The organism is Agrobacterium sp. NPDC089420 (assembly GCF_044900305.1).
Lineage (GTDB): Bacteria > Pseudomonadota > Alphaproteobacteria > Rhizobiales > Rhizobiaceae > Agrobacterium.
In genome coordinates this window covers 278,396-298,561 of the sequence record NZ_JBJDMY010000003.1, presented here as the reverse complement: position 1 = coordinate 298,561, position 20,166 = coordinate 278,396, and the positions used below count along the sequence as shown (strand labels likewise).

20 protein-coding genes are annotated in these 20,166 nt (G+C 62.3%); 11 read left to right on the top strand and 9 right to left on the bottom strand.

Annotation, left to right across the window (positions count from 1 at the left end; genetic code table 11):
• The first annotated feature begins 17 nt into the window (after window positions 1-17).
• The 3 genes from ACI2KA_RS06100 to ACI2KA_RS06090 are packed head-to-tail and all read left to right on the top strand — an operon-like array spanning window position 18 to window position 1,947.
• Window positions 18-605 (top strand): IMPACT family protein, encoded by a 588-nt coding sequence (locus ACI2KA_RS06100; protein ID WP_404500179.1) that lies wholly within the window; start codon window positions 18-20, stop codon window positions 603-605.
• A 38-nt stretch (window positions 606-643) separates the two neighbouring features.
• Window positions 644-1,312 carry a pseudouridine synthase gene (locus ACI2KA_RS06095; protein WP_404500177.1) on the top strand — a complete coding sequence of 223 codons (669 nt, stop codon included), beginning with the start codon at window positions 644-646 and terminating at the stop codon, window positions 1,310-1,312.
• 8 nt (window positions 1,313-1,320) lie between these two features.
• Entirely contained in the window at window positions 1,321-1,947 is a 627-nt protein-coding gene (locus tag ACI2KA_RS06090; RefSeq protein ID WP_404500175.1) for a class I SAM-dependent methyltransferase, read from the top strand.
• On the opposite strand, the gene ACI2KA_RS06085 is transcribed toward ACI2KA_RS06090, so the two are convergent.
• Window positions 1,948-2,133 (bottom strand): hypothetical protein, encoded by a 186-nt coding sequence (locus ACI2KA_RS06085; RefSeq protein ID WP_020812967.1) that lies wholly within the window; start codon window positions 2,131-2,133, stop codon window positions 1,948-1,950. It abuts the gene before it with no gap.
• A 174-nt stretch (window positions 2,134-2,307) separates the two neighbouring features.
• Here ACI2KA_RS06085 and ACI2KA_RS06080 point away from each other — a divergent pair, with 174 nt between their 5' ends.
• Both ACI2KA_RS06080 and ACI2KA_RS06075 read left to right on the top strand, forming a co-directional pair.
• A complete protein-coding gene (locus ACI2KA_RS06080) occupies window positions 2,308-3,537 on the top strand; it encodes a PQQ-dependent sugar dehydrogenase (protein ID WP_404500172.1) in 1,230 nt (409 codons plus the stop codon).
• Window positions 3,538-3,624: 87 nt separating this feature from the next.
• Complete coding sequence (locus tag ACI2KA_RS06075) at window positions 3,625-4,641, top strand: DNA topoisomerase IB (protein WP_404500170.1); 1,017 nt, start codon at window positions 3,625-3,627, stop codon at window positions 4,639-4,641.
• A 3-nt stretch (window positions 4,642-4,644) separates the two neighbouring features.
• On the opposite strand, the gene ACI2KA_RS06070 is transcribed toward ACI2KA_RS06075, so the two are convergent.
• Together ACI2KA_RS06070 and ACI2KA_RS06065 are read right to left on the bottom strand one after the other, a co-directional pair.
• On the bottom strand, window positions 4,645-5,367 hold the full coding sequence (locus ACI2KA_RS06070; protein WP_404500168.1) for a response regulator: 723 nt from the start codon (window positions 5,365-5,367) through the stop codon (window positions 4,645-4,647).
• Between the two features lies 1 nt (window position 5,368).
• Window positions 5,369-6,601 (bottom strand): ATP-binding protein, encoded by a 1,233-nt coding sequence (locus ACI2KA_RS06065; RefSeq protein ID WP_404500166.1) that lies wholly within the window; start codon window positions 6,599-6,601, stop codon window positions 5,369-5,371.
• A 300-nt stretch (window positions 6,602-6,901) separates the two neighbouring features.
• Here ACI2KA_RS06065 and ACI2KA_RS06060 point away from each other — a divergent pair, with 300 nt between their 5' ends.
• The 6 genes from ACI2KA_RS06060 (at window position 6,902) to recX (ending at window position 12,977) form a co-directional block, all read left to right on the top strand.
• On the top strand, window positions 6,902-7,915 hold the full coding sequence (locus ACI2KA_RS06060) for an ABC transporter substrate-binding protein (protein WP_404500164.1): 1,014 nt from the start codon (window positions 6,902-6,904) through the stop codon (window positions 7,913-7,915).
• Window positions 7,916-8,013: 98 nt separating this feature from the next.
• Window positions 8,014-9,477 carry an ATP-binding cassette domain-containing protein gene (locus ACI2KA_RS06055; protein WP_404500162.1) on the top strand — a complete coding sequence of 488 codons (1,464 nt, stop codon included), beginning with the start codon at window positions 8,014-8,016 and terminating at the stop codon, window positions 9,475-9,477.
• Window positions 9,474-10,415 carry an ABC transporter permease gene (locus ACI2KA_RS06050; protein WP_404500160.1) on the top strand — a complete coding sequence of 314 codons (942 nt, stop codon included), beginning with the start codon at window positions 9,474-9,476 and terminating at the stop codon, window positions 10,413-10,415. Before ACI2KA_RS06055 ends, ACI2KA_RS06050 begins: the two co-directional genes overlap by 4 nt.
• Complete coding sequence (locus ACI2KA_RS06045; protein WP_404500158.1) at window positions 10,412-11,359, top strand: ABC transporter permease; 948 nt, start codon at window positions 10,412-10,414, stop codon at window positions 11,357-11,359. The genes ACI2KA_RS06050 and ACI2KA_RS06045 overlap by 4 nt, the downstream gene beginning before the upstream one ends.
• A gap of 34 nt (window positions 11,360-11,393) precedes the next feature.
• The gene (locus tag ACI2KA_RS06040) at window positions 11,394-12,314 is read left to right on the top strand and encodes an SMP-30/gluconolactonase/LRE family protein (protein WP_404500156.1); all 921 of its coding nucleotides are present in this window, start codon (window positions 11,394-11,396) and stop codon (window positions 12,312-12,314) included.
• 72 nt (window positions 12,315-12,386) lie between these two features.
• Window positions 12,387-12,977, top strand: a complete 591-nt coding sequence (recX, locus tag ACI2KA_RS06035) for a recombination regulator RecX (protein WP_404500154.1) — start codon at window positions 12,387-12,389, stop codon at window positions 12,975-12,977.
• Window positions 12,978-12,980: 3 nt separating this feature from the next.
• Here the strand turns inward: recX and ACI2KA_RS06030 are convergent, their stop codons facing one another.
• The 6 genes from ACI2KA_RS06030 to ACI2KA_RS06005 all read right to left on the bottom strand — a co-directional run bounded on the left by ACI2KA_RS06030 (window position 12,981) and on the right by ACI2KA_RS06005 (window position 20,130).
• Window positions 12,981-13,379 (bottom strand): c-type cytochrome, encoded by a 399-nt coding sequence (locus ACI2KA_RS06030; RefSeq protein WP_404500152.1) that lies wholly within the window; start codon window positions 13,377-13,379, stop codon window positions 12,981-12,983.
• Window positions 13,380-13,476: 97 nt separating this feature from the next.
• Window positions 13,477-14,004, bottom strand: coding sequence for a DUF992 domain-containing protein (locus ACI2KA_RS06025; protein WP_404500150.1), 528 nt, complete (start codon window positions 14,002-14,004; stop codon window positions 13,477-13,479).
• Window positions 14,005-14,251: 247 nt separating this feature from the next.
• Window positions 14,252-15,061 carry an ATP-binding cassette domain-containing protein gene (locus tag ACI2KA_RS06020; RefSeq protein ID WP_404500148.1) on the bottom strand — a complete coding sequence of 270 codons (810 nt, stop codon included), beginning with the start codon at window positions 15,059-15,061 and terminating at the stop codon, window positions 14,252-14,254.
• Window positions 15,062-15,094: 33 nt separating this feature from the next.
• Window positions 15,095-17,059 carry a Fe(3+)-hydroxamate ABC transporter permease FhuB gene (gene fhuB / locus ACI2KA_RS06015; RefSeq protein ID WP_404500146.1) on the bottom strand — a complete coding sequence of 655 codons (1,965 nt, stop codon included), beginning with the start codon at window positions 17,057-17,059 and terminating at the stop codon, window positions 15,095-15,097.
• Window positions 17,056-17,955 (bottom strand): iron-siderophore ABC transporter substrate-binding protein, encoded by a 900-nt coding sequence (locus ACI2KA_RS06010; protein WP_404500144.1) that lies wholly within the window; start codon window positions 17,953-17,955, stop codon window positions 17,056-17,058. The genes fhuB and ACI2KA_RS06010 overlap by 4 nt, the downstream gene beginning before the upstream one ends.
• A gap of 27 nt (window positions 17,956-17,982) precedes the next feature.
• Entirely contained in the window at window positions 17,983-20,130 is a 2,148-nt protein-coding gene (locus ACI2KA_RS06005; protein ID WP_404500435.1) for a TonB-dependent siderophore receptor, read from the bottom strand.
• Window positions 20,131-20,166: the final 36 nt, after the last annotated feature.

The following is a 20,166-nucleotide window of genomic DNA, read 5'->3' as shown; positions in this document are numbered from 1 at the left end:
TGCGATATTGAACGCCCATGTTCACGCTCGACCGACCCGTCACCTTTTCGCAGGATATCAAGAAAAGCCGCTTCATCGCCTTTGCCGCACCGGTAACCGGCGAAGAGGATGCGAAGACCTTTCTCGCCGCGCATTCCGATCCCAACGCGAACCATAATTGCTGGGCATGGCGATGCGGCCAGACCTATCGTTTCAGCGATGACGGCGAGCCTTCGGGTACGGCTGGCAAGCCGATCCTTCAGGCCATTGACGGCCAACAGCTGGACAATGTCGCGGCTCTCGTCATCCGCTGGTTAGGCGGCATCCTGCTCGGCAGCGGCGGGCTGATGCGCGCCTATGGCGGCACGGCGGCGGCCTGCCTCCGGCTTGGCGAAACCTCGCCGGTCATCGCCTATGTCAGCGCCGCGCTGAGCTGCCCCTTCTCCGATCTGGCGCTGGTGAAATCGCGCCTTTCCGCCACGCAGAACCTGCGGCTGGAGAAGGAGGATTTTACCGGCACCGGTGCGGATATGCTGCTCTCGGTTCCGGCCGAGGAAGCCGAACGACTCACCCGGCTTTTAAGCGACCTGACCAGCGGCCGCGTCAATCTCCATATTCCCGACTAGCGCCTGTCCGAATGCGCGATTCGTGCTAAGGAAGCGACATGTCACTTAAGCTTTCCAACCCCATATACATTCCGCCGCTCGACCCCTGGCTCACCATCGTGCACCGGGATGACGATCTGCTGGTGCTGGACAAGCCGAGCGGGCTTCTGTCCGTGCCGGGGCGCGATCCGGCGCTTGCCGACAGCCTGATGACGCGGGTGCAGAAACAGTTTCCGAAAGCGCTGATGATCAACCGGCTGGACAAGGACACATCGGGCATCGTGCTGATGTCCCTGAACCGCAAGGCGCATGCGGCCATCGCCGCCCAGTTCGAGAACCGTGAGACGCGCAAATCCTATGTAGCCGTCGTCTGGGGCACGGTCGCGGGTGAAGAAGGCGAGGTGGATCTGCGGTTGGCGATCGATCCCGACAACAAGCCGCGCCACCGGGTGGACCATGAAAACGGCAAGTCGGCGCAAAGCCGGTGGCGCGTCTTGGAGCGGCTGCCGCTGCCGGCAACGCGGCTGGCACTCACGCCGCTTACCGGCCGCACCCACCAGTTGCGGGTGCATATGAAAGCGCTCGGCCATCCGATCCTCGGCGATGAATTTTATGCCGAAGGCGCGGCGCTTACCGCCGCCCCGCGGCTGATGTTGCATGCGCAAGAGGTGGGCTTCCGCCATCCCGATGGCCGCGACGTCACCTATACCGTGCCCTGCCCGTTCTGAGGTCCAAGATGAAGGAAGAAAGCGAAAGCTTCGTGGTGGATTTTGTCGGCGGCGCGGTCGGGCACCGTTTCCGCTCCGGCGAAGGACGCGGACAGGCCCTGCCCAAAGCCGCCGGTTTTACGAAGGGCCGCACGCCGAAAATCGTCGATGCCACGGCTGGGCTGGGGCGGGATGCCTTCCTGCTTGCATCGCTCGGAGCGGAGGTCACCCTCATCGAACGGTCGCCGGACATGCATGCGCATCTTGCCGACGGCATTCGCCGCGCCGTGGAAGCGGGCGGCGCCTATGCCGAAGCGGCGGCGCGCATGACGCTGCTGCACGGCGATTCACGCCAGTTGCTGAAAGAGCTTTCACCCGAGGTGGTGGTTGTCGACCCCATGCATCCGCCGCGCCATAACACGGCGCTGGTGAAAAAGGAGATGCGGGTGCTGCGGGAACTGGTGGGCTCCGATCCCGACCAGATGGAACTGATGGAGGCGGCGCTTGAGCATGCAACGAAGCGGGTGGTTCTGAAATGGCCGTTGCGCGCCGAGCCGATGCCGGGCATACGCAAGCCCTCGCATCAGATAATAGGCAAGAATACCCGTTACGATGTCTTCATGATCTTCGGAAAATCTCCCGATCCGGAAGAATGATCAGCGAAAGCTCGGTTTGCGCTGCGCATTCATCAGCAGCTCGTGCCGCGAGGCGAACTCGCCGAACAGCTTTCTGAGCCGGGTCTCTTCGGCCTTGTCCAACCGGTAACGGCGGCAGAACTCCGCGACGTTCAGGATCGGCCTGGTTCTGTTGCCGTCTATTGTCTTGTTGTCGATGATCTGCATGGCGCCCTCCGTATAACAGAGGACAAACGTGGCTGCGGCCATGCGGTTCCTTATGAATTCGCATGGATGAGAAAAAGGGCACACGGCCTTATCAAGTTTTCTTGAAACTATCGCAAGAAACGAAATCCTTCCCAAATGGTTCTCTGCCTGACGTAAACGATGGAAGGGAGACCCATGTTCCATAACAACCGATTTCTGAGTTCGACGATCCTGTGCGCGCTGCTTGCCGTGCCGCTTGCCGGCGCCGCCCACGCACAGACCGCCCCGGCCGCCGAAACGAAACGGCCCAATGCGCCGGACCAGAAGCCGGCTTTCGAGGGCCAGACACGTGCGCCGCAGGCCGCCGCCCAGCCGAACGTCGAAAAAACCGTCGTCGCCGACGGCCTGCCGCACCTTTGGTCGATGGAATTCCTGCCGGATGGGCGCATGATCGTCGCCGCCAAGGAAGGCGCCATGCATATCGTCGCCGACGGCAAGGCCGGCCCCGCAATAGAGGGCGTACCGGCCGTCGCCTCCGCAGGACAGGGCGGCCTTCTCGACATAGCGCTGGCTCCGGATTTCGAGACATCGCGCAAAATCTTCTTTTCCTTCTCCGAACCGCGCGATGGCGGCAACGGCACCTCCGTTGCCTCGGCCAGGCTGGCCGAAGAGGGCGGTGCGGCAAAACTGGAAGATGTCTCGGTGATTTTCCGCCAGATGCCGACCTATGACGGCGACAAACATTTCGGCTCCCGCCTCGTCTTCGGCCCGGACAACGAGCTTTACGTCACCGTCGGCGAACGTTCGGATGCGACGCCGCGCGTGCAGGCGCAGTATCTGTCGAGCGGCCTCGGAAAGGTCTTCCGCATCGATGCCGACGGCAAGGCTTTTGAGGGCAACCCCTTCGCCGGCCAGCAGGATGCGCTGCCCGAAATCTGGAGCTATGGCCACCGCAACCTGCAGGCGGCAGCGCTGGATGGAGAGGGCAGGCTGTGGACGGTGGAACATGGCCCCAAGGGCGGCGATGAGCTGAACCTGCCGAAAGCCGGTCTGAATTACGGCTGGCCGGTCATCACCTATGGCGTCGAATATAGCGGCCGGTCTGTAGGTGAGGGCGCAACCGCCAGGGAAGGCATGGAACAGCCTGTCTATTATTGGGACCCGGTCATCGGCCCTTCCGGCATGGCCTATTATGACGGCGACCAGATTCCCGAATGGAAGGGTGCCTTCATTGTCGGCAGCCTGGTGAGCCAGGGGCTCGTGATCCTGCATATCGATGGCGACAGGGTCGCAACCGAAAGCCGCCTGCCGCTCGAGGCACGCATCCGTGATGTCAAGATCGGACCGGACGGTGCGGTTTATGCCGTGACCGAACAGCGCGGCGGCGGCAACTCGCAGATTCTACGGATCGCCAGGACCGGCTGAAAAAACCGTTGATCACAACAACAGGCCGCCGGAACGAAGGCGGCCTGTTGTTCGTTTGCCGCAGCGTAAAACCTGTCGGAAGAAACCATGCCACAACCGCCCACCCGCCTTCTTGCCAAAATCGGACTTGCCTATGTCAACGATCAGGAGCCGGGTATAGCCCGTGAGAAACGCGGACGGGGTTTCTGTTACCGCCTGCCGGGCGGAGAACTCCTATCCGACGGCATCGAGCTGAAACGCATCAAATCGCTCGGCGTGCCGCCGGCCTATAAAGACGTCTGGATCTGCATCGATCCCGCCGGCCATTTGCAGGCGACCGGCTTTGATGCGCGCGGGCGAAAACAATATCGCTATCATCCCGACTGGCACGCTCTCAGAGGCGAGACGAAATTCTTCCAGCTCAAGAGCTTCGGCAAGGCGCTGCCCACCATTCGCCGCCGCGCCATCGCCGACATCGAAAAGCAGGATCACGGGCAGGAAATGACGCTTGCCGCCCTCACCCTGCTGCTCGACGCCGCCTATCTGCGCGTCGGCAACCGCTCCTATCTCGAAACCAACGGCACCTACGGCGCGACGACCCTGCTCAAGCGTCATGTTTCCTTTGGGGAAACGATCGAATTGCGTTTCGCCGCCAAAGGCGGCCAGAAGGTGAAACGGCAATTGCGCCACCCACGCCTTCAGAAAATCCTCGAGGAGATCGCCGATCTGCCCGGCAAGGAACTCTTCGTCTGGCAGGACAGTGAAAACCGGGTGCATTCGGTCGATTCCAGCGATCTCAACGCCTATCTCTCGCGAATTGGCGGCCAGGGCATTTCGGCCAAGACATTCCGCACCTGGGGCGGCACGCTCGCGGCCTTCTGCAATGCGATGGAACACGTGGCGGCCGGGGAAAAACCCAGCATCAAGGGCATGTGCCAGGCAGCGGCCGCAGAGCTTTCCAACACGCCCGCCATCTGCCGCAAGAGCTATGTGCACCCGGCCGTCCTCGATATCGCCACGGAGGAAAAAGCGCACAAGAAGCTTGGCCGTATTTTGAAAGTCGGCACAAAACCCGTTTCCGGCCTCAGGGCCGATGAAAGACGGCTGCTTGCCTTCTTGCCGTAAGGTTCAGCGGCTTGCCGCCCATTCCGCCAGGTCCCGCTCGGCCCTTTCGAGAGCGCTGTAATTCAAAAGCTTGCGCAGGAAGGCTACGGTGACGGCACGGGTTCTGAGATTATATCGGCCTTCCGTATCGTCATCGCCCGGCGCCTGATGCACGTTCAGCTTTTCATAAAGGCTTTGCAGCCGGTTCTGCACGCTGCGCAGCGACAGGTTGCGCCGGCGCGCAATCGCCTTGTCGGTGAGGCCGAGCGCGACATCGACCAGAATTTCATATTCGGAATCGGTAAAACCATGCGCCTTGCCGAGGCTCTTTTCCTGTAGCCCCCGCACTTCGCGGTCGATCACGCATTGCGCCTCGATGAAGATGCTGCGCAGCGCCAGCCGCAGACGGTCATCGGAGGCAGATTTCAGCACGTAACCATAGGCGGCCCCCTCCGGCACGATGCGGGAGACGCCGCGCACATAGGCCTCGTCGGAATAGTTGGACCAGAACAGGATGCGGGTATCCGGCCTCTCCTTCCAGATGGTGCGCGCCGCCTCGATGCCGTTGCGCTCGTTCATCTGCAAATCCATGACGATATGGGCGGCCCGGTTTTCCCGCGCGAGCTTTTCACCGGTCCTGCCGTTGGCCGCCTCCAGCACCTTGTCGCATTCCGGCAGGGCGGCGCGCACGGCCTCATTCAGATAGGCGCGGTGCAGCGCATCGTCCTCGACGATCAGCACGTCCATGTCACACATCCTCCCGCCGGTCGAAAGCGCTGTCCGGCAGCGTCACCGTCATGCGGGTTCCGGCACCCGCATCGTTGCCGCCAATATCGAATCTCGCCGAAATCAGCCGCGCCCGCGTCTTCATGTTGCCGATGCCGAGGCCGCCCGAGGCGCCGTCTCCACCGCCGCTGCCGTCATCGCTCACCGTCACGCGCAAACCGCCATCCACCGAAGAAAGCGTCACCATTATGGTGTCCGGCTGGGCATGGCGAATGGCATTGTTGACCGCCTCCTGCACGATGCGGAACAGCGAGATGGCCACCGTCTTGTCGAGCCTCTCCACCCGCCCTTCCGTCTCATCGGTCACCGACCATTCGATCGCATATCCGCTGTCGCGCACGGAACGGTCCACATAGGTCTCGATCGCCTGCACCACACCGAACAATTGCAGGATGGAGGGTTTTGCCTCCTCGATGATTTCACGCAGGTCCTGCATGCAATGCTGCAGGCTGCGCACCACCGGCTCCAGCATTTCGCCGGAAACGTCGGAGACATGGCTCATGCGCTCGATGCGCCGCGCCAGCCGCGTCAGGTCCGCCAGCGTCTGATCGTGCAGATCCATGCCGATGCGCTGCCGCTCGGCCTCCAGCGCCTCCGTCAGTTGCAGCGCGCCCAACCGCAGGCCCTCCTCGCGGGCATTGGCGCGCGCCTCCTCGATGGCGGAACGCTTGGCCTGTTCGGCGGCGCGGATGGCGTAGAAATAGGGAGCCAGCAAATCCGCCACCGCGCGGGCATTGGCGACATCCTCCATCGTATAGGCATCCGACTGATGTGACGAACAGCTGAGCGCGCCGATGATGTCGCCATGCACCTTCATCGGCACATGCAGGCGGCTATGCAGGCCAAGTTCGATGATCGGGCTCGAAAACGACCCTTCGAAATGAAAGCGCGGATCGGCGCAGGCATCGCCGCTCAGAAGATATTCGACCGCGCCGGAAAGCAGGGAGCGGATCGGGCTGCCGGTCAGAAGCGCCGGCGGCTGCCGGCTCCAGGCGCTGACGAGACCGCTTTCATAGGCGATATGATATTTGTCATCCAGCTGCTTGATGCAGACATCCATATGGTCGTGCGGGATGATATGGCTGATCTCGGTGGCGACCGCCTGAATGATGGCGTTGAATTCGAGCTGCCCGGCCAGCAGCCGCGAAATGCCCATATAGTGATGAAAGAGCGCGCTTTTCGGCGTATCCAGCATGTGCGGACGCCCTCCCAAGCGCCTGCCTTCGACCATTGCGGCCGGTGTGATCCATCAGAACGCCGCATGTCCATTCTGCGCCCGGCAAGGCCGTTTCGTCCTGCGGGTTCCCGCATGCTTTCTGCGGAAACCCGCAGTAAGATTGCCGTGAACCGCCTGTACAAGCCAATTCTTCTTGGTCATTCTCCCTTGTACTGGGGAACGGAGCTCCAGTGCAACGGGATTTCGTCCGCCGCCGAGGAGATTTGCGGCGGGTGAAGGTTCCGCGCCCGCAAGGGCAAGCCACAGGGAGGAAAATCAATGGCTTTCAGGAAGATGCTTCTGGCGTCGGCCGCTGTCGCATGCGCAGCTTTGCCGATCACCGCTCATGCCGATACGTCGGCCAAAAAAATCGCGCTTTCTAACAATTATGCCGGCAATTCCTGGCGTCAGGCGATGCTGACCAGCTGGGAAAAGATCACCAAGCAGGCGGTTGCAGACAAGCAGGTCGCCGCCGCTGACGCCTTCACCACCGCCGAAAACCAGGCGACCGAACAGGCCGCGCAAATCCAGAACCTCATTCTGCAGGGTTATGACGCCATCGTCATCAACGCCGCCTCACCCACTGCGCTGAACGGCGCGGTGAAGGAAGCCTGCGACGCCGGCATCACCGTTGTGTCCTTCGACGGCATCGTCACCGAGCCCTGCGCCTGGCGCATCGCGGTCGATTTCAAGGCGATGGGCGAAAGCCAGATCGATTATCTCGCCAAGGTAATGCCGAAGGGCGGCAACCTGCTTGAAATCCGTGGCCTTGCCGGCGTTTCGGTGGATGACGAAATTCACGCCGGCATCGCTGCGGGCGTCGCCAAGAACCCGCAGTTCAAGATCGTCGGTTCGGTCAATGGCGACTGGGCGCAGGACGTCGCCCAGCGCGCCGTCGCCGGCATCCTGCCGAGCCTTCCAGAAGTCGCGGCTGTCGTGACGCAGGGCGGCGACGGTTATGGCGCGGCACAGGCTTTCGCCGCCGCCAAGCGCCCGACGCCGACCATCGTCATGGGCAACCGCGAAGACGAGTTGCAATGGTGGAAACAGCAGAAGGATGCGAGCGGTTACGAGACCATGTCGGTCTCCATCGCTCCCGGCGTTTCGACGCTGGCCTTCTGGGTGGCGCAGCAGATCCTCGACGGCAAGGATGTGAAGAAGGACCTGACCGTTCCCTTCCTGCGCATCGACCAGGCCAATCTTGAGGAAAACCTGAAGACGACCCAGAAGGGCGGCGTGGCGAATGTGGAATATTCGCTGGAAGACGCCCAGAAGGCCATCGCCGCCAAATAGGCGGGCCGGCTCACGACCGATATCTGCGGCGCCCCGCAAACGGACGCCGCAGCAGCCAACGATAGTATCCGATTTCCAGATCACTGGCGTAATTGCTCATGAATGACATCATCGAGGCGGAAGAGGTCGTCGCCGCGCGCGGCGTAAAGGTCGTGTTCGGCGCGGTGCGCGCGCTGGACGGCGCCGACCTCATCATCCGTGCCGGGGAATGCCTCGGGCTCGTCGGCCATAACGGCGCGGGAAAATCCACCATCGTCAACGTCATCAATGGCGGGCTGACGCCGCATGAAGGTTCCGTTTCATATGGCGGTAACGAAAGCCGCCACGGAATTGCCGTCGCGCGCGCGAACGGCGTTCGCTGCGTGTTTCAGGAACTGTCGCTCTGCCCGAACCTGACGATCGGCGAAAATCTCCGCATCATGCATGCCGCAATCGGCGGCCGGAAATGGCGGGGCCGCGCGCTTGCGACGATCCGGCAGACCCTGGACGAGATTTTTCCCGGTCACGGCATCGATTGCGAGCTGACGGTTGCCGAACTGTCCATCGCCGAACGGCAGATGGTGGAAATAGCCATCAATTTCTGCCGCATTCCGGACGCACCGCGGCTGGTGATCCTTGATGAACCCACCTCTTCGCTCGATGCCGGCCTTGCCGCGCAACTGATGGATTATGTCCGCCGTTTCGTGCGCGAGGGCGGCTCCGTGCTGCTGATCTCGCATATTCTCGGGGAGATTCTCTCCACAGCCACCCGCATCGTGGTGATGAAGGATGGCCGGGTGGTAGCCGACCGGAAGGCTGCGGAATTCACTACACGCTCGCTGGTCGAAGCCATGGGCAGCGTCGTCAAGCAACAGGACAGGCGGCGGGGAGAAAGCCGCAAGGCAGGCGAAAAAGTGCTCTCCATGCCGGCGCGGCGTGGCGAAGGCCTCGCCTTTGAGGCCTTTCGCGGCGAGATCATCGGCCTTGCCGGCCTTGGCGGCCACGGCCAGACCGAAGCATTGCTCGATCTTTACCTTGCGCAGAACAGCAGCTGGCTGCCGTCGCGAAAGACCGATATCGCCTTTGTGGCGGGCGATCGCAGCCTGAACGGCACCTTTCCGCTGTGGAGCATTCTCAAAAACCTGTCCATCGCCTCGCTCAGGGATATTGCAGCCGCAGGCATGGTGGACCGGGGCAAGGAAAACGAACTTGGCGCGCAATGGAAAAAGCGCATCGAAATCCGCACGCCGGACATGGGCAACAAGATCCTCTCCCTCTCCGGCGGCAACCAGCAGAAGGTGCTTTTTGCCCGCGCGCTCGCCACAACGGCCAGCACCGTTTTGATGGATGATCCGATGCGCGGCGTCGATATCGGCACCAAACAGGAGGTCTATGACATCTTGAGAACCGAAGCCTCCCACGGCCGCACCTTCATCTGGTACTCCACCGAAATGGATGAAATCCGCCTTTGCGACCGCGTCTATGTGTTCCGCGACGGCGCCATCCAGGCCGAACTCGTCGGCGACGACATTACCGAACAGAATGTGCTGGCCGCTTCCTTTGCCGGAGAAGACCACGCATGAAACTCTCGGCAAACGCGCTCCGCCTCATCATTCCCGCCGCCTCGCTCGCCTTCCTGCTCGCCGCCGTCTTCTACATGCAGCCGCGCGCCATGAGCTATACCGGCATGAACCTGCTGTTCAATCTGGCGGTGCCGATTGCGCTCGCCACCATTGCGCAGATGCTGATCATGTCGGTCAACGATCTCGACCTGTCGATGGGCACCTTCGTCAGTTTCTGCGCCTGTGTCACCGCCACCTTCCTGCAGACGACGCCGCTTCTCGGCATTGCCATCTTCGCCGGCGCAATTGCCACCTATGCCGCGCTTGGGGCCATCATCCACATCCGCGCCCTGCCCTCCATCGTCGTCACCCTCGGCATGAGCTTCGTCTGGGGCGGTCTTGCCGTGCTTATCCTGCCTTCGCCCGGCGGCCAGGCCCCTGCCTTCATCCGGGCATTGATGACGGCGAAGCCGCCCTTCGTGCCGATCGCCATCATCGCCAGCATCCTCATCGCGCTCGTCGCCCATTACATTGTCATGCGCTCCTCCTTCGGGGTTTTGATGCGCGGTGTCGGCGGCAATCTCCGCTCGGTCGAGCGGTCCGGCTGGTCGGTGGTCGGCATTCGCGCCGCCACCTTTGCGCTTGCCGGCTTCTTCGCGGTGCTGTCGGGCATCGCCCTTGTCGGGCTGACGACATCGGCCGACGCCAATATCGCGCTGCGCTACACATTGCTGTCGATTGCCGGCGTCATCCTCGGCGGCGGTGAATTTGTCGGCGGAAGGGTTTCGCCCATCGGCGCCGTCATCGGCGCGCTGACGCTCACCCTTGCCGGCTCGTTCCTGTCCTTCATGCGTATTTCGCCGGACTGGCAGATTGGGGCGCAGGGGGCAATCCTCATTATCGTGCTGGCGCTGCGCATCTTGCTCAACCGTCTTGAAAAGCGGGAGAAAAACCAATGAACGGGCTTTTATCCCTCACGAAAAAACCATGGATCTGGTCCTTTGCCGCAACGGCCGCCGTCTGGACCGTCACCGTGCTCTTCACCGGCGGCGCAAGCTCCTTCGGCCTGTCACATGCCGCACTCACCTTCGCGGCTTTTTCCGTCATCGTCGGCATCGGCCAGATGTTCGTCATCACGCTCGGGCCGGGCAATATCGACCTTTGCGTTCCCGCCACGATGACGCTGTCCGGCACGCTGGCGCTGAAATTCATGGATGTGTCCGACGGTCTCATCCTGCCCGGACTGTTGATCGCCATCCTGATCGGCATCGCCATCGGCATCGGCAACTATGCGCTGATCAAGCTCCTGCGCATCCCGCCGATCATCGCGACGCTGTCGATGAGCTTCATCGTGCAATCCATCGCCATCTGGTCGAACCGCGGCCTGCGCATCAAGCCGCCGGAAACGCTCGCCACTTTCGCCACATCGAGCTTCTTCGGCATTCCCAATGTCGCCCTCGTGGCGCTGCTGCTCTCGGCCATCGCCTGGCTGCTTCTCGACCGCTCGTTTTACGGCCGCTGGATTTCCGCCATCGGCCAGAGCACCTTCGCCGCCCGCATGACCGGCATTCCGGTGGATGGCGCGCGTTTCGTCACCTATGTGCTCTGCGCCGTGCTCGCGGCGATTGCCGGTTATCTGCTTGCGAGCTTCTCCGGAGGTGCTGCGCTCAACATGGGCTCGGAATATCTGCTGATGTCCATCGCTGTTGTGGTGATCGGCGGAACGGCGGTTGCCGGCGGCGATTCCAACGTTCCCGGCATCTGGGGCGCTTCGCTCTTCATGTTCCTGGTGGTGTCGATGCTGAATACCTATGGTTTCGGCGCCGGCATCCGCCTCATCCTCACCGGCCTCATCATCATTTCAGTCATTCTTCTGGCAAGCGGCCCCAGGGCCACACGCTGAACCCAAACGACAAGCCCACAAGCGGACCACGCTCATGACCACAGCCAAGACCTCCCCTTACGAAATCCACGATGACCGCTTCCGCCATCTGATCGTCGGCAATGCCGAACTGGAAGAGCTTTATTCCGGCTGCCGCTGGGCCGAAGGCCCGGTTTGGTTCGCAGACCTGAATTGCCTGCTGTTCAGCGACATTCCCAACCAGCGCATGCTGCGCTGGGTGCCGGATGGCGGCGTCTCGGTGTTCCGCCACCCCTCCAACTTCACCAATGGCAACACGCGCGACCGGCAGGGACGACTGGTTTCCTGCGAACATGGCGGCCGGCGCGTTACCCGTACCGAAGTCGACGGCTCGATCACGGTTCTTGCCGACAGCTTTGGCGGCAAGCGGCTCAATTCGCCCAATGATGTGGTGGTGAAATCCGATGGCAGCGTCTGGTTCACCGACCCCACCTACGGCATCCTCTCCGATTATGAGGGCTACAAGGCCGAGCCGGAGCAGACGACGCGCAATGTCTACCGGCTCGATCCCGCAACCGGCAAGATCGACACCGCCGTGGACGACTTCGTGCAGCCGAACGGTCTTGCCTTCTCACCGGACGAAACGAAGCTCTACGTCGCCGACAGTTCCAACAGCCACGATGTCTCCCGCCCGCGCCATATCCGCGTTTTCGACGTGCTGGACGGCGTGAAGCTCGCCAATGGCCGGGAATTCTGCAATCTCGACAACGGCCTGCCGGATGGCTTCCGTCTGGATACGGCCGGCAATCTGTGGACCAGCGCCGGCGACGGCGTTCACTGCTTTGCGCCCGATGGCACGCTCCTCGGCAAGATCAGGGTGCCGCAGACGGTGGCGAACCTCACCTTTGGCGGTCCGAAAAAGAACCGCCTGTTCATCACCGCGACGAAATCGCTCTATTCGGTCTATGTCGCCGCAACCGGCGCGCAAACACCTTGAGGTGCTGAAAAACCGGAGGATACGGGCAGGGAAGGAACTGGCAAGACGGGTTCACCACGCTATAAAAGCGGAATGAACGACGAATCCAGCCCCTTCCTGACCGACGACATGGCCATGGACGGCGACACGCCGGCCGTTGAGCCCACCAGCCGGATGCTGTCCTGGGCGCGCAATTCCGCCCTCTACCGGCTGGAACAGCGCATGATGACGGAAAAGCAGCTGCGCGACGCCATCATGCGCAAGTCCCGGGAAAAATTCGAGGCAATCAGCCCGGCGCAGGTGAAGGCGCTCGGCGAGTTTGCCGTGACCTTCGCTTATGGCATCAAGGCGCTTGATGATACGGCCTATGCGGAAATTGCCGTGCGAAGCGGCCAGCGCAGCGGCAAATCGAAACGCGGGCTGGCGCAGAAACTTCAGATCAAGGGCATCGCCCGCGAAACGGCAACGGCTGCGTTGCAGGAGACCAATGATCTCGTCGCCGCCATCATCTTCGCGCGCAAGCGCGCCTTCGGGCCGTTTCGCCGTGTCGAACTCGATGAGAAGCGCAAGGCCAAGGAATTTTCCGCCTTCGCCCGCAACGGCTTCGGCTTCGAAATCGGCGCGAAGGTCATGGCGATGACCTTCGAAGAGGCGGAAGAGATCGTCGCGGAAGCGCCGCTCTGACAGCTATTGCGGCAGGGGATGCGTTTTCAGATAGGCGATCAGGTCGGCAATATCGGTCTCGCTCCAGAGCCCGAAAAAGCGCATCGCATTTCCCGGGATCGCCTTCTTGGGGCTGGCGATGAATTTCTGCAATTCGTCTTCCGTCCAGACCCGGCCAGCCGCGCCGGCATCCTTCATCGCCTGCGAATAATGGCCGTAATCGGCCACGGAAGCCATCGGCCTGCCGACCACGCCCATCAGATGCGGCCCCATACGGGTGCGCGGCGTGTCGGCGCTGTGGCAGGTGGAACAGCGGCTGAAAACCTTCTCGCCATGGGCCGCATCGCCTTCGGCAAGGGCGCTCGTCACGAGCAGGAGGAAAGATGCGGTCACAACCGCACCACGTCTGAACAGGGAAATCATGGCCCGGATAATACAACGCCCTCCCCGTCTGACAACGAAGAGGGCGTTTTTTGGCATGCGACAGAATGCCCGGTCAGGCCGCCGGGCATTTCGCCGATCAGTTCATGGCCGTCAGCGTGACCGAGGTGCCGGTGGCGGCAAGGTTGAGGCCGACCTGACCCGTGACGCTGACCGTCTGCAGCTGGATGGAGCCGGACGTGCCGCCGACGAGAACGTTGGTGCCGACGCCGAGACCGACGGTGACTTCAGCCGTCGCGCCCTGATAAAGGCCGCCGAGCGAGCCGCGGTGATAACCGGCGGTCGGGGCGAAAACGGCCCAGACCAGACGGCCCTGCGTGGTGAAGCCGAGGTCGACGCCCATCTTGCGGATGGCGCCGGTGTAATGGTCGGTGCGGCGTGCGCCGATCGTGGACTGGAAGGTGCAATCCAGCTCCTTGGCGGAGCCGATCACATAACCGACGCCACCGCCGATGTCGCAGGTCAGATAACCGATCTTGACGCCGTTGCGGTCGTCCTGGTCCTGGGGAGCCGGTTCGTATCTCGCAAGGTCGGCAGCGAGTGCGGATGCAGTCCCGCCAAGGCCCATCGTCAATGCGGCAAAAGTTACGGCAACAGCCTTTTTCATGTTGTTTTCTCCTGTTTTATTCCTACCCGCAGCAGCCCTTCTTGCCCTCTCCGGATATTGAATTCCGCACTGTTAACGTTTGTTCCCTGAAATCGATCCAAAACAACTTAATTGGAGGCAAGGAAAGCAAAACGGTTAACAATGTCTGATGGCGGTAGGATGCCATTAAGACATTGTTAGGGCGGGAAATGCGCAGGCAATCGCTGTCCATGGACAGCATTTTCAGCCGTTGTTTTACGGCAACAGATCAGAGCGGCAGGGCGACGGGAAAGCCCGTGGCGGCATGTGTCATAACATCCATACGCACACCATAGATCCGTTCCAGCGTTTCCGGCGTCATGATCTCCCGCGGCGTGCCCCTGGCGATCAGCTTGCCGGAATGCAGAGCCACGATCTCGTCGCAGAAACGTGCGGCCATGTTGACATCGTGCAGCACAACAATCACGCCGAGGCCTTTTTCACGCGACAGTCTCTGCACCAGCGACAGCACCTCGATCTGGTGTGCCATGTCGAGCGCCGATATGGGCTCATCGAGAAGCAGGCTCTCGGCATTCTGGGCCACCAGCATGGCAAGCCAGACCCGCTGACGCTCGCCACCGGAAAGCGTGTCCACAAGGCGATCGCGGAAAGCCACGGTATCGGTGAGTTCGATGGCCTCATCCACCTTCTCCTGATCAGCCCTGGTAAATTGCCCGAGCGCGCCGTGCCAGGGGTAACGGCCAAGCGCCACCAGCTCCTTTGCCAGCATGCCGGAGGCGGCCGGGGTATATTGCGGCAGATAGGCGAGCTTTCGCGCGAATTCGCGATTGCCCCAGGCGCCCAGCGCCTTCCCCTCGAAGGAGACCCTGCCCGCCGTGGGTTCCTGCATCCGCGCCAGGATCTTGAGCAGCGTCGATTTTCCCGAACCATTATGGCCGATCAGGCCGATGGTCTTGCCGGCGGCGAAATGCGCCGTCAGCGGCTGCAGCAATGTCCTGCCCGGAACCTCCATCGTCACGCCATCCAGCGAAAAAAGCGGAATATCGTCGTTGTCGACGGCAAGCGCTGCCTGACCCATGGTTCTCATCTCCGTGAACGTTCAAAAAAATCATCATCGCCTGCCTGAAAGCCAGATCAGATAGGGCGCGCCGGCCAGAGCCGCAAAAAGCCCGAGCGGCAATTCGTATGGAAAGGTGACCGTGCGTGCGCCGAGATCGGAAAGCGCCATCAGCACCGCACCGAACAGGAACGAGGCGAGCAGATGATCACGCGGCGTTGTGAAGCCGGCGCGAAGCGCGATATGCGGCGCCATCAGCCCGACGAAGCTGAGCGGACCGACCAGCAGCGAGGCGGCTCCGGTGGCGATGCCGGCCAGCGCGATGACGGCGATGCGCGCAGCGCCAAGCGGCAGGCCGAGCGAGAGCGGCACATCGCGGCCGAGCGGCAGGATCGTCAGCCAGCGCGTCACCGAGAGGGCACCCGCCAGAAGCACGGCCGAAAGCATGGTGAGAAAGATCGCCGAGGCCGGTGTCGCCGTCGAACCCGAGCCGCTGAGCCAGGCGAGAATCTGCCAGGCGCGCTGGTCGCCAATCGCAAGCAGCGCCGAGAGCACGGCCGAGCAGAGCGAACTCACGGCAATGCCGGCAAGCAGGATCTTTTCCGGCGCCAGATATCGACGCACCGCAAAGAACAGCACGAGGATCATGACCGCCGCCGAACCGATGCCCGCACCCAGGAACAGTTCAAACAGCCCCGCCGCCGGAAAAATCGTGATGGCGGCGGCAAAACCGAGACCCGCACCGCCGCTGACGCCGATCACCTCCGGGCTTGCCATGGGATTGCCGGTCAGCCGCTGCAGAAGCGCGCCCGCCATGGCCAGAAGACCGCCGGCGGCGATCGCCGCCACCAGCCGCGGCCAGCGGAACGGCAGAAGGCTTTGCAGGTCGCCGGCGTTGAGAACCGTCCAGCCCTCCGGCCCCTTGCCGACAGCGAGTGCGGCAAAAACCAGCCCCACCATGACCAGAAGCACCGGCAGCAACGCGGCAAGCCGGCGTCTTGCCGCAACCTCCCCGCCGTCGCTGCGGTGAATGTCCGTCGGCCGGATTTTCGGCAATAACCATAGGAGCAGCGGCCCGCCGATCAGCGCCGTCACCGCGCCTGTGGGGAAAACTTCCGCCGTCGTGCTTGCCAGAAGCTGCACGAGACCATCACAGAACCAAAGCAGCAGCCCGCCGAGGAGCGGCGAAACCAGGAGCACGGCGGATGACCGCCGCACGCCGAGCGCCCGGGTGAGCGCCGGCGCGGCAAGGCCGATGAAGCTGACGAGACCGACGGCGGCGGCGACGAAGGCCGCCAGCATGACAGCAACGGCCGCAACGGCCAGCCTGATCGAGAACAGGGATATGCCAAGCGATCGCGCGCCGGAATCGCCAAGACCGAGAAGCGTCAGCGGCCTTATCAGCAAACCCGTCAGGACGAGACCCGCGAGAAGCTGAACGGCAAGGGAAAAGGCGTTCGACCAGTCCTGCTGGCTGAGCGAGCCACCGTTCCAGACGACAAGCGACATCATATATTCGCCCTGCGCCAGCGTCAGCGCCGCGGAAACGGAGGCGGCAGTGATGCCGACCAGCAGGCCGGACACCACCATGGTCACCGGCTCGAAGGACCGTCGCCAGCCGAGAAGAAACACGATGCCGGCCGCAGCGGCGGCGCCGGCAAGCGCCACCCATGCACGATTGCCATCCAGCACTGAAGGAAAGAACAGCGTGGCGACGACGACGGCCAGCTGCGCGCCGGCGGAAATGCCGAGGGTGGAGGGATCGGCGATCGGATTGCGCAGCAATTGCTGGAAAAGCGCGCCCGACAGGCCCAGCATTGCCCCCGCGAGAATGGCGACCGCCACGCGCGGCAGCAGGCTGAAGGCGAAAATGACCTGATCCATCGACAGGCTGGCGGCATCGAACGGCAGGCCTGGCCATGCGCCATAGGGCAGCCGCTGCAAGCCGGCATGCAGGGAAAGCCCGGAGGCCAGGACCACTAACAACCCGAAGAAAAGCTGGAGAGGCCGCGCCGTCACAGAGCTTCTCCCCGCGCCACCAGCGCCTCGGTCAGAAGCCGCGCGAACCGCACGCCGGCGGTGATGCCGCCATAGGGGCTGACATTGCCGAGCGTCACCACCCGGTTTTCCCGCACCGCCGGAAGTGCCTGCCAGATGGCGCTGTTGCGCAGGCTTTCGCGGGCCTCGACCGGAATATCGGAGACGATGACGATACGCGCCTGCGGCGAAGCGGCGAGGTTTTCAAGCGGAACCGGGGCCGCGAAGGTGAATTGCGACCGGTCCGCCCAGGCATTGGCAAGCCCCAGCCGGCCAAGAACATCCCCGAACATGCTGTCAGCACCAAAAGCACGAAAATGCCGGGCGTCGCCGATATTGATCACATAGGTCGGCCGCGCGGAAAAACCGGCAAGGCGGGTCCGCATGGCTTGCATTTCTGTGTCCGTCTCGCTCAGAACCCTGCGCGCCTCATCGACCCGGCCGAGCTTGTCGCCAAGGGCCGAGACCGCCGCGAGCGCCTTTTGAAAAGGCGGCTCGCCCTTCACGTAAAAGGGCAGCGAAAACACCGGGGCAATCGCTTCCAGCCGGCCGGTATAACGTGTGTAGAAAGGCGAAATCAGGATGAGATCCGGCCGGGTCAATTGCAGCAGCTCGAAATTCGGCGCACCGCGCAGACCGAGATCGGCGACGCTTTCAGGGATTTCCGGCTCGACCGCGCCGGCCCTGAACTGGATAAGCTCGGTTGCCGCCACCGGCATGATGCCGAGCGCCACGGAGGTTTCGAGCATCGCCCAGTCGATTGCGGCAATGCGCGGGGACGCGGCCACCGCCTTGCCCGCAAAGGCAGACGCGGCAAGCAGACCTAAAAATTCCCGCCGCCCCCAGAGGGGGGACATCCATCGATCCTTGCGCGTCATGCCCCTGCTGCTTCACTTTGATAGGCGTCACCACCGGTAGGTCAGCTTGCCCATAACGGTTCTTCCGTCACCGTAATAGCATCCGAAAGTGGAGCAACTAGAAATATATTCTTTATCAGTCAAGTTTTGCACCAGAAGCGAGGCGCGATAGCCGTTCTTCTCGTAATGCACGCCGAGATCGAGCAGGGCGAGACCCTTCATCTCGAAGGTATTGGCGGCATCGCCGTAACGTTTTCCGACATAACGCACGCCGCCGCCGATACCGAAGCCTTCAAGCGCCGTATCCTCCGCGAAGGTATAGTCGAGCCACAGGCTCGCGGCGTGCCGGGGCGCATTGTCCAGTTCCTTGCCGTTGTTGACGCGGCCCGCCACTTCGCTGTCCATGTAGGTATAGGCCGCCCGCAGGTCGAGCCCGTCGGCGAGGCTTGCGACCCCTTCCAGCTCGAGGCCTTTCACATGCGCCTCATCCATCTGCTGCGTCACGCCGCCCACCGTCGTCGTCACGTTCTTCTGTTTCAGATCGTAGATCGCGGCGGAGAAAAAACCGTCAAAGCCGTCAGGCTGGTATTTGATGCCGGCTTCCCATTGTTCGCCGGTGGTCGGTTTCGGCGCATCGCCGACAGCCGGCTGCGGCACCGGTTCAAAAGAAGTGGCATAGCTGACATAGGGCGCGATGCCGCCATCGAACAGATAGCTGACGCCGACACGGCCCGTCAGCTTGTGGTCGTCCTTGTCGAGCGAACGATAGGTGGTGCCGTTAAAGGTGGTGCCGCTGGTGCTTGCCCAATCCTGCCGCAGGCCGGCGGTGATGCGCCAGTTCTCGATCGCCATCTCGTCCTGCGCATAAAGGCCAATCTGGGAAATATCCGTCTTCACATCGGCATAAAGCGTGCGTGAAGTGAGGCTGATCGGCCCGCCATAGACCGGGTTGACGGGATTGAGCGGCGTCGCGGCCCAGAATTCGGTTTTGACGTTGTTGTCGAAATAACGGTAATCCAGCCCGACAAGCACGGTGTGATCCACCGGCCCGGTTGAAAAATCCGCCTGCAGGCTATTGTCGATGTTGAAGGTGTTCAGCAACTCGTCCTGGAAGGTCGCATTGCGGCGGATGAGATTGCCGACCATGCCGCCGCTGGTCGAAGACATGCCGAGCGCCCGGTAGGACCAGTCGAAATTGGAGTAGCGTGCATTCTGCCGGAAGGTGAAGGTCTCGTCGAAACGGTGCTCGAATTCATAACCGATATTGGTGAACTTGCGGTTTGACGTATCGAAGGAGGGATCGCCGACATAAAAGCTGCGATCCAGCATGTTGCCGGGTCTGAGATAGGTCAGCGCCGGCGGCAGGCCGGAGGGCGAACTCGGATTATCGTGCTGATAGGAGGCGAGAACCGTCAGCCTGGTATCCTCATCCGGCTGCCATGTGAGGGCCGGCGCGATGAAATAACGGTCGTTCTGCAAATTATCCGTCTGGGCATGGGCATTGCGGGCAAGGCCGGTCAGGCGATAGGCGACGCTGTCGCTATCCGCCACCGGGCCGCCAATATCGAACATCGACTGGTAATAATCGAAACTGCCGATCTGCACACCCACTTCGCCAAAACGTTCGAAGGTCGGCCGCTTGCTGACAAGGTTGATGAGGCCGCCGGGATTGCCCTGGCCATAAAGCACGGAGGCCGGCCCGCGAATGACCTCGACCCGTTCCAGGCCGTAGACCTCGTAAGAGGGCGCACCCGCCGTGCGCATCAGCCGAAGGCCGTTGAGAAACTGCAGCTGGTTTCCCTGAAACCCGCGAATGCGCGGCGCATCGAAACGCGGATCGGCCCCCGACGGCTGAGCGACGACACCCGGCACGTAATTCAGCGCCTCGCTGAGATTGCGCACGTTCTGGGCATCCATCTGGTCCTTGGTGACGACGGAAACCGATTGCGGCGTCTCGATCAGGGACCGCCCCGTCTTGGTGGCGCTGGCGCTGGTTTTCGCCACATAGCCTTTCACGGGCGCCTTTGGGTCCTGGTGCCTGGCGCCTTCCACGGTGATGGTCTGCAATACCGTCGTGCCTGCCTCCTGCGCAAGCACGGTGCCGGGTGTCAGAAACGTCGCATAGGCAATGGCGGCGCAACCGCCGGCCAGTATGGAAATCTGTTTGGTTTTTCCCTGCACGCCAAGACCCTTCATCACCCGCGCCGCCGCAAGACGGTTATTTTTCTGGAG